This is a genomic window from Ensifer sp. LC384 (genome assembly GCF_001695865.1).
In the GTDB taxonomy this organism is placed as follows: domain Bacteria; phylum Pseudomonadota; class Alphaproteobacteria; order Rhizobiales; family Rhizobiaceae; genus Ensifer.
The window spans coordinates 254124-270823 of record NZ_MBST01000067.1; the positions used below are offsets into that span (position 1 = coordinate 254124).

General features: G+C 61.8%; 13 protein-coding genes. 3 read left to right on the forward strand and 10 right to left on the reverse strand.

From position 1 onward, the window contains the following. Positions 1-79: 79 nt before the first annotated feature. The 5 genes from ugpC to BC363_RS30415 all read right to left on the reverse strand — a co-directional run bounded on the left by ugpC (position 80) and on the right by BC363_RS30415 (position 6574). Complete coding sequence (gene ugpC, locus BC363_RS30395) at positions 80-1168, reverse strand: sn-glycerol-3-phosphate ABC transporter ATP-binding protein UgpC (protein ID WP_065782995.1); 1089 nt, start codon at positions 1166-1168, stop codon at positions 80-82. A gap of 61 nt (positions 1169-1229) precedes the next feature. Next, positions 1230-2888: an alpha-glucosidase family protein gene (locus BC363_RS30400; RefSeq protein ID WP_141690490.1), complete on the reverse strand. Its 1659-nt coding sequence runs from the start codon at positions 2886-2888 to the stop codon at positions 1230-1232. Between the two features lie 23 nt (positions 2889-2911). Next, a complete protein-coding gene (locus tag BC363_RS30405) occupies positions 2912-4060 on the reverse strand; it encodes a carbohydrate ABC transporter permease (protein ID WP_065782997.1) in 1149 nt (382 codons plus the stop codon). A gap of 1 nt (position 4061) precedes the next feature. Beyond that, positions 4062-5072 (reverse strand): sugar ABC transporter permease, encoded by a 1011-nt coding sequence (locus BC363_RS30410; RefSeq protein WP_065782999.1) that lies wholly within the window; start codon positions 5070-5072, stop codon positions 4062-4064. Positions 5073-5215: 143 nt separating this feature from the next. Then, positions 5216-6574: an ABC transporter substrate-binding protein gene (locus tag BC363_RS30415; RefSeq protein WP_065783000.1), complete on the reverse strand. Its 1359-nt coding sequence runs from the start codon at positions 6572-6574 to the stop codon at positions 5216-5218. Positions 6575-6864: 290 nt separating this feature from the next. On the opposite strand from BC363_RS30415, the gene BC363_RS30420 reads away from it, so the two are divergent. Next, positions 6865-7896, forward strand: coding sequence for a substrate-binding domain-containing protein (locus BC363_RS30420; RefSeq protein WP_065783002.1), 1032 nt, complete (start codon positions 6865-6867; stop codon positions 7894-7896). Positions 7897-8010: 114 nt separating this feature from the next. Here BC363_RS30420 and folD read toward each other — a convergent pair whose 3' ends face one another. Beyond that, on the reverse strand, positions 8011-8910 hold the full coding sequence (gene folD / locus BC363_RS30425; protein ID WP_065783003.1) for a bifunctional methylenetetrahydrofolate dehydrogenase/methenyltetrahydrofolate cyclohydrolase FolD: 900 nt from the start codon (positions 8908-8910) through the stop codon (positions 8011-8013). A 197-nt stretch (positions 8911-9107) separates the two neighbouring features. Beyond that, the gene (locus tag BC363_RS30430; protein ID WP_065783004.1) at positions 9108-11132 is read right to left on the reverse strand and encodes a GumC family protein; all 2025 of its coding nucleotides are present in this window, start codon (positions 11130-11132) and stop codon (positions 9108-9110) included. Positions 11133-11302: 170 nt separating this feature from the next. Between BC363_RS30430 and BC363_RS30435 the strand changes: the two genes are divergently transcribed. Continuing rightward, entirely contained in the window at positions 11303-12568 is a 1266-nt protein-coding gene (locus BC363_RS30435) for a transporter (protein WP_083222541.1), read from the forward strand. Positions 12569-12571: 3 nt separating this feature from the next. Here the strand turns inward: BC363_RS30435 and BC363_RS30440 are convergent, their stop codons facing one another. Genes BC363_RS30440 through BC363_RS30450 form a run of 3 tightly spaced genes read right to left on the reverse strand, consistent with a single transcriptional unit; the run spans position 12572 to position 15512 of the window. Beyond that, entirely contained in the window at positions 12572-13468 is an 897-nt protein-coding gene (locus tag BC363_RS30440; RefSeq protein ID WP_065783006.1) for a DUF6492 family protein, read from the reverse strand. Then, positions 13462-14283, reverse strand: a complete 822-nt coding sequence (locus BC363_RS30445; RefSeq protein WP_244512722.1) for a WecB/TagA/CpsF family glycosyltransferase — start codon at positions 14281-14283, stop codon at positions 13462-13464. Before BC363_RS30445 ends, BC363_RS30440 begins: the two co-directional genes overlap by 7 nt. Continuing rightward, the gene (locus tag BC363_RS30450) at positions 14280-15512 is read right to left on the reverse strand and encodes a glycosyltransferase family 4 protein (RefSeq protein ID WP_065783007.1); all 1233 of its coding nucleotides are present in this window, start codon (positions 15510-15512) and stop codon (positions 14280-14282) included. The genes BC363_RS30445 and BC363_RS30450 overlap by 4 nt, the downstream gene beginning before the upstream one ends. A 159-nt stretch (positions 15513-15671) precedes the next feature. Between BC363_RS30450 and BC363_RS30455 the strand changes: the two genes are divergently transcribed. Next, positions 15672-16661 carry a glycosyltransferase gene (locus BC363_RS30455; RefSeq protein WP_065783008.1) on the forward strand — a complete coding sequence of 330 codons (990 nt, stop codon included), beginning with the start codon at positions 15672-15674 and terminating at the stop codon, positions 16659-16661. Positions 16662-16700 lie beyond the last annotated feature (39 nt).

A 16700-nucleotide genomic window follows, 5' to 3' on the forward strand; every position in this document is an offset into this window, starting at 1 on the left:
AGATTGAGGGCCTTGGCATGGAAAAACCCGCCCGAAAATCGGACGGGTTCATAGGGAGGGCAAACGATGGTTGTCTTCGTCAGGCGCGATAGCTCTTGCCGTCGGCGTCGAACAGATGCAGCTTGGTCTTGTCGGCGGTAAAGCGGACTTTCTCGCCGCGATGAACAGGCAGAATGCCCGGGATCTTGGCGATGATCGGCTCGTTCTCGACCAGCCCTTCGATATAGAGCAGCGTCACTTCACCAAGCGCCTCGACAATCGAGACCGTGCCTTCGAAGAGGAAGTCCTCGCCGGTGGCCGTCTGGAGATCTTCCGGGCGCACGCCGAAGCTCGCCGTCTTGCCGTTCTCAGACGCGTTCGTGGCGATATCGAGCGTTACCGACTTGCCGCCGGCAAGCTTCACCGTCGTCTGCGGCCCGGTGGCGGTGATCGTCGCGGGAATGACATTCATCGCCGGCGAGCCGATGAAGCGGGCGACGAACAGGTTCGCCGGGCGCTCGTAAAGCTCGAGCGGCGGGCCGACCTGCTCGATATGGCCGGCCGACAGCACGACGATACGATCGGCAAGCGTCATCGCCTCGACCTGGTCGTGGGTGACATAGATCATCGTGGTGTCGGCCATCTGCTCGTTGAGCTTGGCGATTTCGATGCGGGTGGCGACGCGCAGCGCCGCGTCGAGGTTCGACAGCGGCTCGTCGAACAGGAAGACCTTGGGATCTCGGCAGATCGCGCGGCCGATCGCCACGCGCTGGCGTTGACCGCCCGAAAGCGCCTTCGGCAGACGATCGAGGTATTTGGTAAGCTGCAGGATATCGGCTGCCGCGCGCACGCGCCGGTCGATCTCCTCCTTCGTCTCCTTGGCGATCCGCATGCCGAAGGCCATGTTGTCGTAGACGGTCATATGCGGATAGAGCGCATAGGACTGGAACACCATGGCAATGCCGCGCTTGGAAGGCGGCACATCATTGACGCGCTCGCCATCGATGAACATGTCGCCGCCGGTGATCTCCTCCAGCCCCGCGATCATGCGCAGCAATGTCGACTTGCCGCAGCCGGACGGACCGACAAACACGACGAACTCGCCTTGCTTGATGTCGAGATTGATGCCGTGAATGACATCGACCGCACCATAGGACTTGCGGATATCTTTAAGCAGCAGACCTGTCATCGCATCCTCCCCTTCGTCTCTTTTTACCTGTCACTCTTCTTCGCTCGCGCCATAGCACGTCTCAGACCAGGCGCGCGAAAAATGCGCTCCAGGCCGGAAGATTGACCTTGTTGTCCTTGATCTCGGCGGCAAAGCCGTGACCCTCGAGCGCTTCTACCGGCTCCTTGGGCAGGTCGGCAACCGCAGCCACACCACTCATGTTGAAGACGCAGAAGAGCTTCTCGTTGCCGTGGCTGCGCAAGAAGGCCAGAACCGGAGCATCGGTGCTGCGGAACTCGATCTCGCCCTTGGCAAAGGCCGGGTGCGCCCTGCGGAACTGCAGGAAGCGGCGATAGTGCTCCATGACGGAAGCCTCATCACCCTTCTGGGCGGAGACGGCCCGTTTCAGGTGCTCGGCCGGCACCGGCAGCCAGGGCTTGGCATCGCCGAAGCCGCCGTTGACCGCAGTGCTGTCCCAGACCATCGGCGTACGGCAGCCGTCGCGCCCCTTGAAGTCGGGCCAGAACTGAATGCCATAGGGATCCTTCAGATCCTCGTAGGCAAGCTCGGCTTCGGTGAGTGCCAGTTCCTCGCCCTGATAGATGCAGACTGAGCCGCGCAGCGACATCAAAAGGCTCGCGAGCAGCTTGGCATGCGCGTCGTGATCGGCAACGCCATCGCCCCAGCGACTGACATGGCGCACGACGTCGTGGTTGGAAAACGCCCAGCAGGCCCAGCCTTCAGGCGCGGCCTTCTGGAAATTATGCAGCACCTCGGCGACACCAGCCGGCGTCAGAGCGTCGGGCGCCAGGAACTCAAAGGCGTAGCACATGTGCATCTTGTCGCCGCCGGAAGTGTACTCGCCGGCGATCTCGAGACCACGCTGGCTGTCGCCGACTTCGCCGACCGCCGCGATTGCCGGAAACTCGTCCATGACGGCACGGAACCGCTTCAGGAACGCCAGGTTTTCCGGCTGGTTCTTGTCGTAGAGATGTTCCTGATAGTTGTACGGATTGACCGCCGGCGCAGTCTGGGCGTTGCGGCGCTCCGGCGCCAGCGCCGGATTGTCGCGCAGTTGCTTGTCGTGGAAATAGAAATTGATGGTGTCGAGGCGGAAGCCATCGACGCCGCGCTCCAGCCAGAAACGTTCGACGCCCAAAAGCGCCTCCTGCACTTCACGATTGTGCAGGTTGAGGTCCGGCTGCGAGGTCAGGAAGTTGTGCAGGTAATATTGCAGGCGCGTCGGATCCCAGGCCCAGGCCGAGCCGCCGAAGATCGACAGCCAGTTGTTCGGCGGCGTTCCGTCCGGCTTGGAGTCCGCCCAGACATACCAAGCCGCCTTGGCGTTCGTCCGGCTGGCGCGGCTTTCGACGAACCAGGGATGCTGGTCCGAAGTGTGCGACAGGACGAGGTCGATCATCACCCGGATTCCGAGCCGATGCGCCTCGGCGATCAGCGCATCGAAATCGGCGAGACTGCCGAAGATCCCGTCGACGTCGGTATAGTTCGAAACGTCGTAGCCGAAATCCTTCATCGGCGAGGTGAAGAAGGGCGAGATCCAGATCGCATCGGCGCCGAGCGAGGCGACATGCGGCAGGCGGGCGGTGATGCCCTTCAGATCGCCGATGCCGTCACCGTTGGAGTCCTGGTAGGAGCGCGGATAGATCTGATAGATCACCGCGCCGCGCCACCAGTCCTTGTCAACCTGCAGGATGGATTCGCTCATTTCAGTCATGCTCATTCCGTTCAGAAGTCCCTGTAAGGTCAGCCGCCCTTGACCGATCCCGCCAGCAGGCCGCGCACGAGATAGCGCTGCAGGCTGAAGAACACGATCAGGGGGACGACGATGGTGATGAAGGCGGAGGCGGTCAGGATTTCCCAGTTGCCGCCGCGTGAACCCAAGAGATTGACCAGTCGCCCGGTCAGGACCAGCTCATCCTGGCCAGCGCCGAGGAAGACGATGGCAACAAGCAGGTCGTTCCAGGTCCACAGGAACTGGAAGATTGCGAAGGATGCCAGTGCCGGGAAAGACAGCGGCAGGATGATCTTGACGAAGATGTCGAAGTCACTGGCGCCGTCGACGCGAGCGGATTCCATGATCTCGCGCGGCAGGCCGGCCATGTAGTTGCGCAGGAGATAGATCGCCAGCGGCAGACCGAAACCTGTATGGGCGAGCCAGATGCCGACATAGGTCTTGGCCGGCACGCCGAAGAAGGCGCCGACGCCGTTATAGAGCTTCAAAAGCGGGATCAACGACATCTGCAGCGGTACGACGAGCAGGCCGACAACGACTGCGATCAGGATCGCGCGCCCCGGAAACGGCATCCAGGCGAGCGCATAGGCAGCGAAGGCCGCAATCAGGATCGGGATGACCGTCGACGGGATGGCGACCGTCAGCGAGTTGATGAAGGAGGCGCCGATGCCTTCGGCGCTCAGAACCTCGACGTAGTTGTCGAAGGTGAAGCGCGGCGGAACGGCAGCGGTGAAGAAGATGCGCTGGCCGCGCGCGCCTTCCATCTTCGTGTCCGAGACGATCTCGAAGCTGCCATCGGCCTGTACGGTCAGTTTCTCGCCGTCGTTGAGTTCAGCGGTTTCGCCGGCCTTGAACGCCGTCGGCTCGCGGCTCGAAAAGCCGAAGGCGGAAACCTCGCCGGCGGCGGTGCCTTCGAGCACGTCGCCGGAGATCACGAACTTGCCGTCCCGTTCGACCTGGGTATCGGCCCCAGGTGCGCGGGCGACAATATTCTGGGTCGAGGTCGACAGTGCCGTCCACCAGCCGGAGACCGCGAGCTGATCCTTGTCGCGCAACGACGAGATCAGCAGGCCCGCGGTCGGCAAGGTCCAGAGAGCGACCAGGAGAAGAACCGACAGATGTACGGCCCAGGTGAGAGGGGAGCGCGTCGCCGGGTTCATCTCAGTGCCCCTTCATTTCTTTGGCCGCATTGCGGATGTTCCAGACCATGATCGGGATGACGAGGACCATGATGACGACGGCGATCGCCGCGCCGCGACCGAAGTCGCCGCCACCACGGAACATCCAGTCGAACATCAGGTTGGCGAGCACCTGGCTCTGCCACTGGCCATTGGTCATCGCCAGAACGATATCGAACACCTTGAGGACCAGGATGGTGATCGTCGTCCAGACGACGGCGATCGTGCCCCATATCTGCGGCACCATGATCTTGAAGAAGATCTGCCAGCCATTGGCGCCATCGATCACGGCAGCCTCGACCGTCTCCTCCGGAATGCCGCGGAGCGCGGCCGACAGGATGACCATGGCAAAGCCGGTCTGGATCCAGACCAGGATGGCCATCAGGAAGAAGTTGTTCCAGAAGGGCAGCGTGATCCAGGCCTGCGGGTCGCCGCCGAAGGCGACGACGATCGCGTTCAGGAGGCCGATCTGCTCGGTGCCCTCGGCGCGATAATCGTAGATGAATTTCCAGATGACGGCAGCGCCGACGAAGGAGATCGCCATCGGCATGAAGATCAGCGTCTTGGCGATGTTGCCCCACCAGATACGATCGGTCAAAGCGGCGATGACCAGCCCGAAGAAGGTCGCGAGTGCCGGCACCACCAGCAGCCAGAGGAAGTTGTTGAAGATCGACTGGCGAAACTCGCCGTCGTTCAGCATCCAGACGTAGTTGCTGGCGCCGACGAAGCTTTGTCCGGCGCGGTCATGCAGGCTGAACCAGACCGACATGGCCACGGGGTAAATGAGGTAGATCGTCAACGCAAACAGCGCCGGGGCGAGAAACAACCATGGCCGGATGGCATTGGTGATGCGCAGGTTGCGCGACGCTTCGACACCGGATCGCCCCTTCGACGGGAAGATCAGATCGAGAATGAAGCTGGTTCCCCAGAAGTAGGCGGCGCAGCCGAGAACCCCGGCCAGCATCGTTCCTACCGCAAAGACGAGCTGTTGCATGACATGTCCCTCCCCTGAAATGCACTTTGCGTGCAGGGCATGGCGATTGTCGCCGTTCTCGTTGGGGCCTCGCAGCGCCGAGCGTTCAGCGGACCCATAGGACAGGACGGGCGACGCAATCGCCGCCCGTCGTCCATCGTTCTTTACTTGATTGCGTCCCAGGCCTTCTGAACGCTGTCGGCGACGTCGGAGGCGGACTTGCCGCCGACGAAATCGACCATGCCGGTCCAGAAGGCGCCCGCTCCGATCTTGCCCGGCATCAGGTCGGAGCCGTCGAAGCGGAAGGTCGTCGCATTGAGCAGGATCTCGCCCTGCTTCTTCAGCGGCGGATTGCCATAGGCATCGACGTTCACGCTCTTGTAAGGCGTCAGGAAGCTCGTCTGCGCCATCCAGACTTCATGTGCGATCGGCGTCTTCAGGAACTCGATGAAGGCGCGCGCCGCGGGCGTATCCTTGGTGATCATCGCCAGCGTGCCGGCGCCGAGAACAGGATTGCCGAGATCCTTCTTGCTCTCGTAAGGCGGCATGTAGAAGAAGTCGGCATCCTCGCCGATCACGGTGCCTTCCGGGAAGAAGGACGGAATGAACGAAGCCTGGTGATGCAGGTAGCACTTCGGCGGCGATGCGAAGAGGCCCTTCGGGCTGTCGCGGAAGTCGGAAGACGCAACCGCTGCCGCGCCGCCGTCGACGAACTTGTCGTTCTTGGCAAACCAGCCGAACTCGTCGATCGCACCGACGACCGCCGGATCGCTGAACGGGATCTCGTTCTTCACCCACTTGTCGTAGACATCGGCCGGCTGCGTGCGCAGCATCATGTCTTCCACCCAGTCGGTGGCCGGCCAGCCGGTCGCGCCACCCGAGCCGAGACCGATGCACCAAGGCTTCTGACCATCGGCGGCGATCTTCTCGGTGAGCGCCTTCAGCGCTTCCATGGTCTTCGGCACTTCGTAGCCGGCGTCTTCGAAGTTTTCCGGCGAATACCAGACCAGCGATTTTACGTCGATCTTGTAGGGGAATGCGTAAAGGGCGGCGTTGCCGTCCTTGCCCTTGTAGGTCGAAAGATCGACCCACGACTGGCCAGCCGCATAATTGTCGAGCAGCCACTTCTGGCTTTCGTCACCGAGCGGCGTCAGATAGCCCTTGGACGCCAGATCGCCGATCAGACCCGGCTGCGGCAGAATGGAAATATCGGACGGGCTGCCGGCCTGGGTGTCGATGACGATCTGCTGCTCGTAGTTCTCAGAGGACGAATATTTGATCTCGACCCCGGTCGCCTCGACGAAATAGGCATAGACGCTCTTGAAGAGCGCCTCGTCCTCGCCGCGCCAGGGGCCGAAGATCGTCAGCGTCTGACCCTTGAGGTCGTGCCCCTTCTTGAATTCCTCGAAGCTCGCCCAGTTGAATTTGGAATCTTCGCCAGGCTTGAACTTCAGATCCGCAGCGCCGGCAGCGCCCGCAAACAGCGCCAGCGCAGCCGCGCTCAACAGAAATGATCTCTTCACGTTGTTCTCCTCCCAAGATGAACCCGGATCCCGCCGGGCAGATCATCAACGCGCAAAATTCAAAGCGCTTTGAGTTTGCTAACAAACCATTGCGACACTCCACGAGTCAAGAGCTTTCGATTCATCGGCCTCGATGCGACAGCATTTTGCTCTGCGGCAACTTTTTGCAGCGCAAAGCCGGCTATTTCCGCTTTGTATGATGAAAAACGAGTGCTACAGAAATCCAAGGCGCTGGATGAAACCACAAAAATCAAACGGATATCCAAAGCGCTTTGGGAGGAAAGTTGACCATGGCGGTCAATCTCAAGCAGCTCGCGGAACTGCTCGGCCTGTCGCAGACGACAGTCAGCCGGGCGTTGAACGGCTATCCGGAAGTCAATGCGGAAACCCGCCAACGGGTGCTGCAGGCCGTGCGTGAGACGGGCTATCGGCCGAACCGGGCAGCCCAACGGCTCGCCACCGGCAAGGCCTACTCGATCGGTATGGTGATGCCGATTGCGGCCGGCATCGATTCCGATGTGCATTTCGGTGAATTCCTGGCGGGCCTTGGCGAGGAAGCCGTCAAGCATGATTTCCATTTCGTGCTCAATCCGAGTGCGCCGGAGGACGAAGAGGCGACCTTCCAGCGCCTGGCCGCCAGCGGCAATGTCGATGCGCTGTTCCTTGCCTATATGCGCGCCAACGATCCGCGCATCGCGATGCTGAAATCGCTCTCCATCCCCTTTGTCGTGCACGGACGCTCGATCGGCGAGACGCGGGACTATCCATTCCTCGACATCGACAATACGGCCGCCTTCTATGATGCGACGCGGCTGCTGATCCAACTCGGCCATCAGCGGATCGCGCTGATCAATGGGCCGGACTACCTGACCTTTTCCATCCGCCGGATGAAAGGCATGGCCAAGGCGCTGGCCGAGCATGGCCTTAACCTCGACGAGGCGCTCGTCCATCACTCGCTGATGACCGACGAGCACGGCTATCGCAGCATGCAGCGCTTCCTGCAGCATCCCGACGCACCGACCGCCGTTCTGTGTTCGAGCACGGTGCTGGCGCTCGGCGCCGTCAGGGCCATCAACCAGGCGGGACTGGCAATCGGTCGCGACATCTCGCTGATTGCGCATGACGATGTGTTGCCGATGCTGAAACCGGAGAATTTCAGCGTGCCGCTGACGACGACACGGTCATCACTGAGGGCTGCCGGCGGGCGCATCGCGACCCGGCTGATCGCCGGCATCCTCAAGAGCGGCGATTATCCCGACCAGGAACTCTGGCGCGCCGAATTGATCGTTCGCGCCTCAACCGGTCCGGCTCCGCAGAAATGAAAACGCGCCTCACCGCATAATTCCTCAAATCGGAATTGATTTGAGGAATTATACCGTAGATTTAAAGCCTTACAGCGTCCTTAGCGCGTCATGTTTTGGGCGACCCTTTGCTGATCAGAAGCGCGGCGGCTTGCGGCCAGCCTTGCGATAGGCGGCAATCACGGTGTTTGCCATCAACATGGCGATGGTCATCGGGCCGACGCCACCCGGTACCGGCGTGATGACGCCGGCAACCTTTTCCACTTCGCCAAAGGCGACGTCGCCGACGAGCTTGAATTTACCTTCGCCCTTTTCCGGCGCCGGGACGCGGTTGATGCCGACATCGATGACGGTCGCGCCTGGCTTGACCCAATCCGCTTTGACCATCTCCGCACGACCGACGGCCGCCACGAGAATATCGGCATTGCGGCAGACAGCCGGCAGATCCCTGGTGCGCGAATGCGCCGTCGTCACCGTCGCGTTGGCGGCAACAAGCAAAGCCGCCATCGGCTTGCCGAAAAGGTTGGAGCGGCCGATCACCACCGCATTCAGGCCCGAAAGATCCTCGCCATGGGTCTGGCGCACGAACACCATCGCACCGGCGGGCGTGCAGGAGACCAGACCGCCGTCGAGATCGCCGGTCGCCAGCTTTCCCGCATTGACGACATGCAGGCCGTCCACGTCCTTTTCCGGCAGGATCGACTGGATGATCGGCTCGGAGTTCAGATGCTTCGGCAGCGGGAGCTGCACAAGAATGCCGTGAATGGCTGGATCGGCGTTGAGGGCCGCAACCAGTGCCGCGAGATCTTCCTGGGTCGTTTCCTCAGGCAGGGTGTGCTGGATCGACTGGAAACCGCATTCCTTGGCCATCTTGCTCTTCGAGGAGACATAGGCATGGCTTGCCGGATCGTTGCCAACGATCACCACCGCCAGACCCGGGCGAACGCCTGCATCCGCTTCGAGCGTTTGCGTCGCGGATTTCACGGCCTCAATGACCGAAGCGGCGACCTGCTTGCCATCAATCACAGTCGTCACGGCATTCCTCCTGGCTTCCTGTTCGCGGCACACTCTAATTCGCCTCGGGAAAGGCGATTGCCTCAAAGCGCCCTATGCTGTCCCAAACGCATAAATGCAAGGGGTCGGCATGGCCAGACGCACGTTTGCGGTGCGGGCCGCGACATTTCCTCTCATCGCTGAAAGGCTGCCTCGATCGCTCCCGCAAATCCTGAGGTTCAGCGACGCGCGACTTTCTGCCGGGAGTAGCTCTCGACCCGAGACCGGAGCGCGCGAAGATCGTCCTGCACCCTGGCGATGCCGAGATCTTCCTCCGGTTCGATGCTCCGGGACGAAAGTCTTGCGGGAGGAGCCTGCTTCGCCAGCTCGCGCGAGGCGAGATAGGCGGCTGCCAGCGACTGCGCATGATGGGCGGCCGGGGAGAATGGTGGCGGCAGGTCTGCTTCGCGCACTTTCTGTTCCTGCTCACTGCGCGTGCCGGGCATCGGATCAGGATCGGTGCCCGGCTCCGGTGGATCCGGGTCGACAGTTTCGGGCGGCACGCCCCTCGGGCTGACAAACAGCCCATTCAGGCTGCGGTAGATCCCGAGCAGTATGCCGAGACCGAAACCGGCAAGGAAGCCCGCCAGTGTGGCGCCAATGACGATGATCTTGCGCGACGGCCCCTTGGGCTGCAGCGCAGGCTCTGCCTGCGAAACGACACGGATGTTCTTCGCCGTCAGCTTTTCTTCCTCGCGCGTTTCGCTGGCGCGCTTGAGGAAGGATTCGTAGATTTCACGGGTCGCGGCGGCGTTTCTCTCCAGCTCGCGCAGTTCAACCATCTCACCGGACGAATTGATCTGGCGTGCCTTCTGCGCCGCGAACTGCCGCACCAGATCCTGCTCCGCACTCTCGGCCCGGTCGAGTTCGGTCTGCGCGGTGGCCGCGATGCGCCGCAATTCGTTGGCGATCTCGGCGCGAGAGGATTCGAGCGATTGTACGGCGGCGATGCGCTGCGGGTGACGGGGACCAAGGCTTGCATCGAGGGAGCTCAGTTGCGCCCTGGTCGCGGCATGCTGCTTACGCAACTCGGCGAGCGCCATCGAGCCGACTTCCTCGGGAAAGGCGCCGGTCAGCACGTCATCGAGCCGGACCTTGCCGGAGACGTCGGCCTTCGCCTTTGCTTCGGCAATACGGTTGCGCGCCGCAGCTACCTGGTCGCTGAGGCTGAGCAGTTGTTTGTCGGCGATAAGCTCACCGCCGGCGCCGACGATATCGTTGCGCGCCTTGTATTCTTCGATGGCCTTTTCCGCAGTATCAAGTTCGGCCTTCAGCTCTGCGATGCGCTGATCGAGCGCCGCCGTGGTCTTCTGGAAAAAGCCGGACTGTGCCGCGGTCTCCTCGCCCAGAAAGGTTTCGACCAAGCTGTTTACGATCAGCGCGGATCTCTCCGGGTTCCTGCTTTGCGCTTCGACGATGACGATGAATGTCTTGGGGTCGCGCCAGACGCGAATGGCGTCGCTCAGTTTCTGCAGGGTGCGGGGCGAAAGTTCGCCTGCCGCCGCGCCGGTTCCAGAGAATTCGGCATCGCTCTGCAGATCGAGATCGCGCGCGACCTTCTCCATCACGGTGCGGGAGCGCAAAACCTCAAGCTGACTGTCGACAAGCGCAAGAATGCCTTCGGTCGCAAGCGACTGCTTGGAGAGATCGGAATCCGTCAGCCGCACCTCGCGCGGGTCGATATAGAGCCTGCTCTCCGAGAGGTAGATGCTGGGTGTCGACAGGGCAATCGCAACGCCGGCGGCAGCGCCGAGTATCGTCGTCACGGCAATGACGAAGCGAACCTGCCAGACGGAGCGAAGCACGGCCTTGATGTCGACGAGTGGCCTATCACCTGGCGGCAGCGCGTCGCCACGCGAACTATAGGACGCGTCATCTGCGTCCCGGTCAGCCAGCCACCGCGCAATCTTGCCGTCTGCGCCGCCGAGGCCGCGCTTCGACTGCGGCATGGCAGCCGCACCGCTCAATGCCGATGGTGTCTTGGGTTGGGGTGTCGGACGAGCTGCATGCCGCGGCGCGGCATGACCCGGTTGCGCAGCCGTTTGATCGGCCTCGACAAAGCGATCGAGCAACGACGAGCCGGAGGAGGTTCGGCCATTGGCATGAGGCTTTTGCGCGCGCGCCGAAACCCGCGGGCCCCCTGCTGCGATATCGAGCAACGATGCACGCGGAACCGGGCGTTTTTCGTCGTCGACGTTGAACATGACTTATCCCGCGGCTGCCGAGATGGCGAATTCCGAATAGTGAATTCAACCTAAGGAAACAGGGAAAACAAATGGTTAATTTTGAAGAAAGAACCAGCCGCAGAAACGGCGATCTCACGCCTTATTAAGCTTTCCCGCCTATGACGAGAGTGACTACTGGAAGTTCGATCGTGCTCGACCGCATCAAAGCGCTTTATCTTCGCCACAGGGCGCTTGTTCACGCCTATCTCTCGATGACGGGAGGCTCGGCGGGGCGGCTCGTGTTGTCGCTTGCCTATTTTATCGCTGTCGCCAACACGCTCTCCATCTCCGATTTCGGTCTCTTTGCCACGGCGTCGGCCGCCGGCATCATGATCTCGCGGGCACTCGCCTTCGGCTTCATGTCGCCGCTCTATCGTGTCGCGACGGTCAAGCCGCTACTCGTCGGCACCTACAGTGCCGGGTTTCTCGTCGGAGCGTTGCTTTCCCTGCCGTTGATCGCGCTGATCTGCGCCGGCACCTTCCTCGCGCTCTTTTCACGCGACATGTCGGCCGGCACCTTCGCAGCCTTCATGGCCGCTGAAATCATCTGCTGGCGCGGGCTCGAAACGGCGGTCATCGTTCTCAACGGCCTCGGACGCTTCGGCCGCGGCGCTCTGCTCGTCGTCGTCGCCACGGCGATCCGCACGGCAGCGGCGCTGCTGTTTGCGGCTCTACAGGTCAAGACGCTTGGCGCCTGGTCGCAATTCTATCTCGCCGCCAACGCCATCAGTCTCATCGTCGCACTCGTGATGTTTTACCCAAGGGTGCGTCTTCGCTGGCAGCCACGGCTCTATTTTCGCCGCTGGGCCGATTCGGTCTCGGTCGCCGGCGCCGAAATCCTCTTCTACATCCAATCGGAGTTCGACAAGATCGCGGTGCTGGCGATCGGCGGGCCCGCCGTTTCCGGCATTTACGCGATCCTGATGCGGCTTGCCGACCTGACCGCCCTGCCAGTGCGCTCGTTCAACACGCTGCTCGTCCAGCGGATCATGCGCACCCCCGATGCGATCGCTCGCTGGCCCGTTCGCCTGTCGATCGAATTTGCCGTGGCCGCAGCCTCGTTTGTCGCCATCGCGGCAATGGCCACCTATCTCTTCGTTTTCCCGAACGGCCTTGGCCGCAATGTCTCGGCCGCCGCGCCGATCGTCGCGATGATCCTGCTGGTGCCATCGTTCCGCAACCTGATCGAGTATCATTCGGAACTGCTCTACGCGACCGGACGCACGGTCCGCCGCATGGCCAACCTGCTGGTCGCCGGCGTGGTGAAAGTGGGGTTGCTTGCGCTGCTGCTGACGACGACCACGGATGTCGCAGAATGGGCGCCATTGCTCAACCTGATCTTCCTGGTTTTGTACGTGCTATCCTTCGGCCTGACCTATACGGCGCTCAGCAAGCCGGCCAGCCGGGTCATCTGACCTTCAGGCCGCGCGTTCGACGACCGCCTTGCGGATATCGTCCAGATCATGGCCGACGAACGACTGCACGCCGATGCCGATCTGGTGCGGCGCCATATCCCTAAGGAAGTCCCGGAGGCCGGCAATGCCCTGCCGATAGCTGTCGTCGAACCAGAGCACGTGGCAGAGTGCATCGGGTGACGGCTTGTGCCCCTGCCCGCCCAGCACCTCATCGACGAAGCGGCCATAGATCGTGCATTCGGAGAAGGCGCGGGTCCTGGTGATGGCACGCACCCAGTTGCGGCCGTGCAGCGCTTCGACATGGTCGACAAGCTTGCGGCATGTGTCACTGCGCCAGGCGATCAAGGTATTGATGTAGTCGTTGGCGGGCAGCGTGCAGGGGTCGATGCCGAGAAGCCGATCGGAATGCGCAAGCCATGCGAGATGGTTGGAGCGCATATTTGCGTCAATCGCCGCATCCTTGCGGTAAAGCGTCAGCCGATCGCCCTGCCAAAGCGTGGCGGGGTCGAAATCGCGAAGAAACACCACATCGGAATCGACCGCGAACATAGCTGCCTCATCGATGTGGCGGGCAAGCGCCAGACGCCGAAGCTGCTGAACGTGCCAGCCGCGAAGCGGCAGGCCAAAGGGGCTGAGCCAGATCTTGCGACGCCCACTCGAGAGCGGGTCGGCGACAGGGCGCAGCCACCAGGGCAAAAGATCGCGCTCGCTGATGACCTGCCGCCGCGCGCCTTCGAGCTGCCGGAACAGCGCTACATCGAAATCTGCGACGAGCAGGTAGTGCACCCAATCGCCCTGCAAGCGGCGGTCCATGCTTTCGCACATCAGCCGACAGCGCTCGAAATCATTGGCGTAGGACGCCGTGACAATTGCGGTTCGCAAGGAAGTCCCGGTCAGCATTTTCGCGCTCCGAGGCTTGCACTACCGACGCTTTTTCGAGCGCGGCCCGTCAGCTTGTGGAGAAAGACATGCAGCAGGAACAAGGGGTTGCCGAGGACATAGCGGCGCCACATGCGTTTCGGCTCCATTGCCAGCCGGTAGAACCATTCGAGCCTCAGTCTGCGCAGAAGCTTCGGCGCACGCGGGAATTCCTGCGCGACAAAATCGAACAGCGCGCCGACGGTAATCACCAGCCGAGCGTCCTGCGGGCCGACATAGGCATCGACCCATTTCTCCTGCATCGGGCTGCCCATTGCCACAAGAAGAATATCAGCCTTCTGAGCCCGCACGTCGGCCAGAACCTCGCGCGACCGGCGGCGATCGAAGAAACCGTCCGAAACGGGCAGGAACTCATGCCAAGGCGCATGCTTACGAAAATTCTCGGCCGCGCGCGCCAACACGTCCGGCCGCGCGCCGATCATCGCGACCCGCATCGGCGGCTCGATGTAGGTCAGCAGGGCCGGAACGAAATCGGTGCCGTTCAGATTGGCGGGAAACATGCATCCATGGAACAGATAGGAGGCAATATCGACGCCGTGACCATCGGGAAATACGATCTGCCTGCGCAGCACCTCCCGGTATTCGGCGTCCTTCATCATCAGGTTGGCGTTGTTCGCATTGAGGAAAGCAAGCCTGACCTGGCCACTCCCGCGAGAAACGGCTTCGCTGGCAAAAGCAAAGGCATTCGCCCAGCCGAGATCGACGACCGGCATGCCCAGGATCAGGCGCTGCGATACGGCGCTGCTCGAAGCGGCGGCAGATGCAGATCTGGTCACGACCGTCCTCCGCCATGGATCTTCAATCGTGGTTGCACCTGCAACCGCTCCTCAGTGCTTGCACCATTTGCGGCAAGCCTGGGCAGCACATCGTGCATGACCTGCATCATCCTGGCCTTCTGAGCCTGGTGGAACACCGCTCCGTCCAGGCGCTGTGAAAGGCCGGCACGCGCGCGACCAACTTTTTCAACCAGCAGGCGGGCAAACTCCCGGGGATCATCGGTTGGTGCACAATTTTCCGGGATCGTTTCGATGCCTCGCAACGAAGCGTGCGTGGCAACCGACGGCATGCCGAGCTCGAATGTCTCGATGCTTTTCAGCTGCACGCCTGTGCCGCCGCGGCTGACGAGCGGTACGACGGCGCTGGCTGTAACGAACGCGCGGGCGTCCGGGACGCGACCGACGAACCGAATCCCGGGATGCGAAACCACGGGCGTTCCATCCAATTGTCCGGCGATCGCGATCGACATATCCTTGGGAAGATGGGGCACGACCTGATCCAGGAACCAGTCCAGCCCGAGCCGGTTCGGCCGCCAGCTCCAGGTGCCGATCAGGCCGAGGTCGTGCTGACGCTCCGTTTGCGGGAGAACCGGCGCGTCCCAACCGGTGACCAGCGGCAGAACGAATGCACGATCGGAAACGGAACGTCCGAAACCGAGCCGATCCGCCTCGGCGAAGGTCCACAGCGCGACGGCGTTTTGCGCCAGTTGCTGCTCGTAGCGCTCGAGATACGATGCCTCGCGCCGAAACAGGAACCGTTCGATCGCGCCCTTGGCGCGCTCGGCATTCTCCAGAGCCGAATCGGCTTCGACGTTGTGGGCGACGTAGATCGAGGGATAGGGACGGAAGATCTGCGCGAAGGCCGCGGGCAGCTGCACGGAGTTGAGCACGACGCCGTCGAAAGGTGCGAGACCGTCGAGGATCGACTGGACCCGACCTGCCGACACGCCAAGCATCTTGGCTGACGACACCGACGTGCGATTGAGAAACGCCGCCGCGAGCCAGTTCAGCTTTTGCAGGCGACCGACTTTGGCATTGGTGACTTCAAGCTCGCCAAGCAGGTGCATCTCGCAGCCGGGTGCAGGCCTGTGTCGGGGCTGCAGAAAGCCGACGACACTGACCCGATGGCCAAGCGCGAGCAGACCGTCAAGCACTGCACGATTGGCGATATCGAAACCGGAGGCGGGATTGTCTACGGGTACGAGCGAGGAGACCAGGACCAAATGCATTTTGCCACACGTCATGGATGGAGCATTGCCCTCTTCTTTAGCAGCGTGGGGTGAAGGACCACTTAAAGCACTCTTTCAAAAGTCACTTTCACGGTTCAGTATCTGTTTAGGAAGATTTGCTTTAGTGCTTGCCAGCAATCCGCTTGCACAGGTCTCACGATGACGTCTACCGGCCAGGATATTTCCGTCTATTTCCGGACCGAGTTGGAAGACGCCGGTGACATAGAACTCGTCGTGGTGCTGCCGACCTTTCGGCGGCCGGAACATGTCATCAAGACGCTGAAAACCATTGTCTCCCAACGGCCTGACGTTGCCTTTGCCACCATCGTCGTCGAGAACGACGATGAGGGCCTAGCAGGTGCGGCAGCCGCTAAGGACTTCTTTCTCGGACACCCGTCCGACTCCCTCGTCATCATCGCCCACCGGCGCGGAAACTGCTACGCCTACAATGCCGGCTGGGCGACTGCGCTTGAAAACTATCCCAACCTGCATGCCATTGCCATCATTGACGACGACGAGATCGCCGCGCCCGAATGGCTCGATTGCCTCATTGCGACACAGGAAGCAACCGAGGCAGCCATGGTTGGTGGCCCGCAGTTGCCGGTTTTCGAGGATATGACCGGGCAGAAGTGGAAGCGGCACCCGGTGTTTACGCCTCACTATGAGACGACCGGGCCGGTACCGATCCTCTATTCCTCGGGCAACGTGCTGGTGACGCGCCGCGTTCTCGACGCCATGCCGCGGCCGTTTCTGGACCCGGCCTTCAACTTCATCGGCGGCGGTGACGCCGACTTCTACAGCCGATGCAAGGAGAAGGGATTCTCGTTCGCCTGGGCCAAGGAGGCGTGGGTAGCAGAAACTGTGCCGGCGCGGCGCACGAGTGCATCATGGATTCGCGCGCGAAGCCTTAGAAATGGAGCGATTTCGACGATGCTCGAACACCGTCGGGATCCAAGCGCCGCTGGGCGGTTGAGAACCTTCTGCAAGTCGCTTGCGTTGCTTGGCACCGCCATCCCGCGCGGTGTCAAACTATGGAGAAGGACCGGTCTTGCCGCCGCGGGGCTCTACCATTTCTATGTGGCAGTGGGCCGGCTGATGGCGGAGTTCGGCTTGGTCAACGAGCAATATCGCAACCCGGAAAAGAACTGAGACTACAGCGCCGCGCGTCAAATATGACGCGCTACTGCA

What these genes read in the sequence shown, in the direction of transcription:
- ugpC (WP_065782995.1), bottom strand. Translation starts at nt 1,168, where the DNA reads ATGACAGGTCTGCTGCTTAAAGATATCCGCAAGTCCTATGGTGCGGTC.
- BC363_RS30400 (WP_141690490.1), bottom strand. Translation starts at nt 2,888, where the DNA reads ATGAGCATGACTGAAATGAGCGAATCCATCCTGCAGGTTGACAAGGAC.
- BC363_RS30405 (WP_065782997.1), bottom strand. Translation starts at nt 4,060, where the DNA reads ATGAACCCGGCGACGCGCTCCCCTCTCACCTGGGCCGTACATCTGTCG.
- BC363_RS30410 (WP_065782999.1), bottom strand. Translation starts at nt 5,072, where the DNA reads ATGCAACAGCTCGTCTTTGCGGTAGGAACGATGCTGGCCGGGGTTCTC.
- BC363_RS30420 (WP_065783002.1), top strand. Translation starts at nt 6,865, where the DNA reads ATGGCGGTCAATCTCAAGCAGCTCGCGGAACTGCTCGGCCTGTCGCAG.
- BC363_RS30430 (WP_065783004.1), bottom strand. Translation starts at nt 11,132, where the DNA reads ATGTTCAACGTCGACGACGAAAAACGCCCGGTTCCGCGTGCATCGTTG.
- BC363_RS30440 (WP_065783006.1), bottom strand. Translation starts at nt 13,468, where the DNA reads ATGCTGACCGGGACTTCCTTGCGAACCGCAATTGTCACGGCGTCCTAC.
- BC363_RS30450 (WP_065783007.1), bottom strand. Translation starts at nt 15,512, where the DNA reads ATGCATTTGGTCCTGGTCTCCTCGCTCGTACCCGTAGACAATCCCGCC.
- BC363_RS30455 (WP_065783008.1), top strand. Translation starts at nt 15,672, where the DNA reads ATGACGTCTACCGGCCAGGATATTTCCGTCTATTTCCGGACCGAGTTG.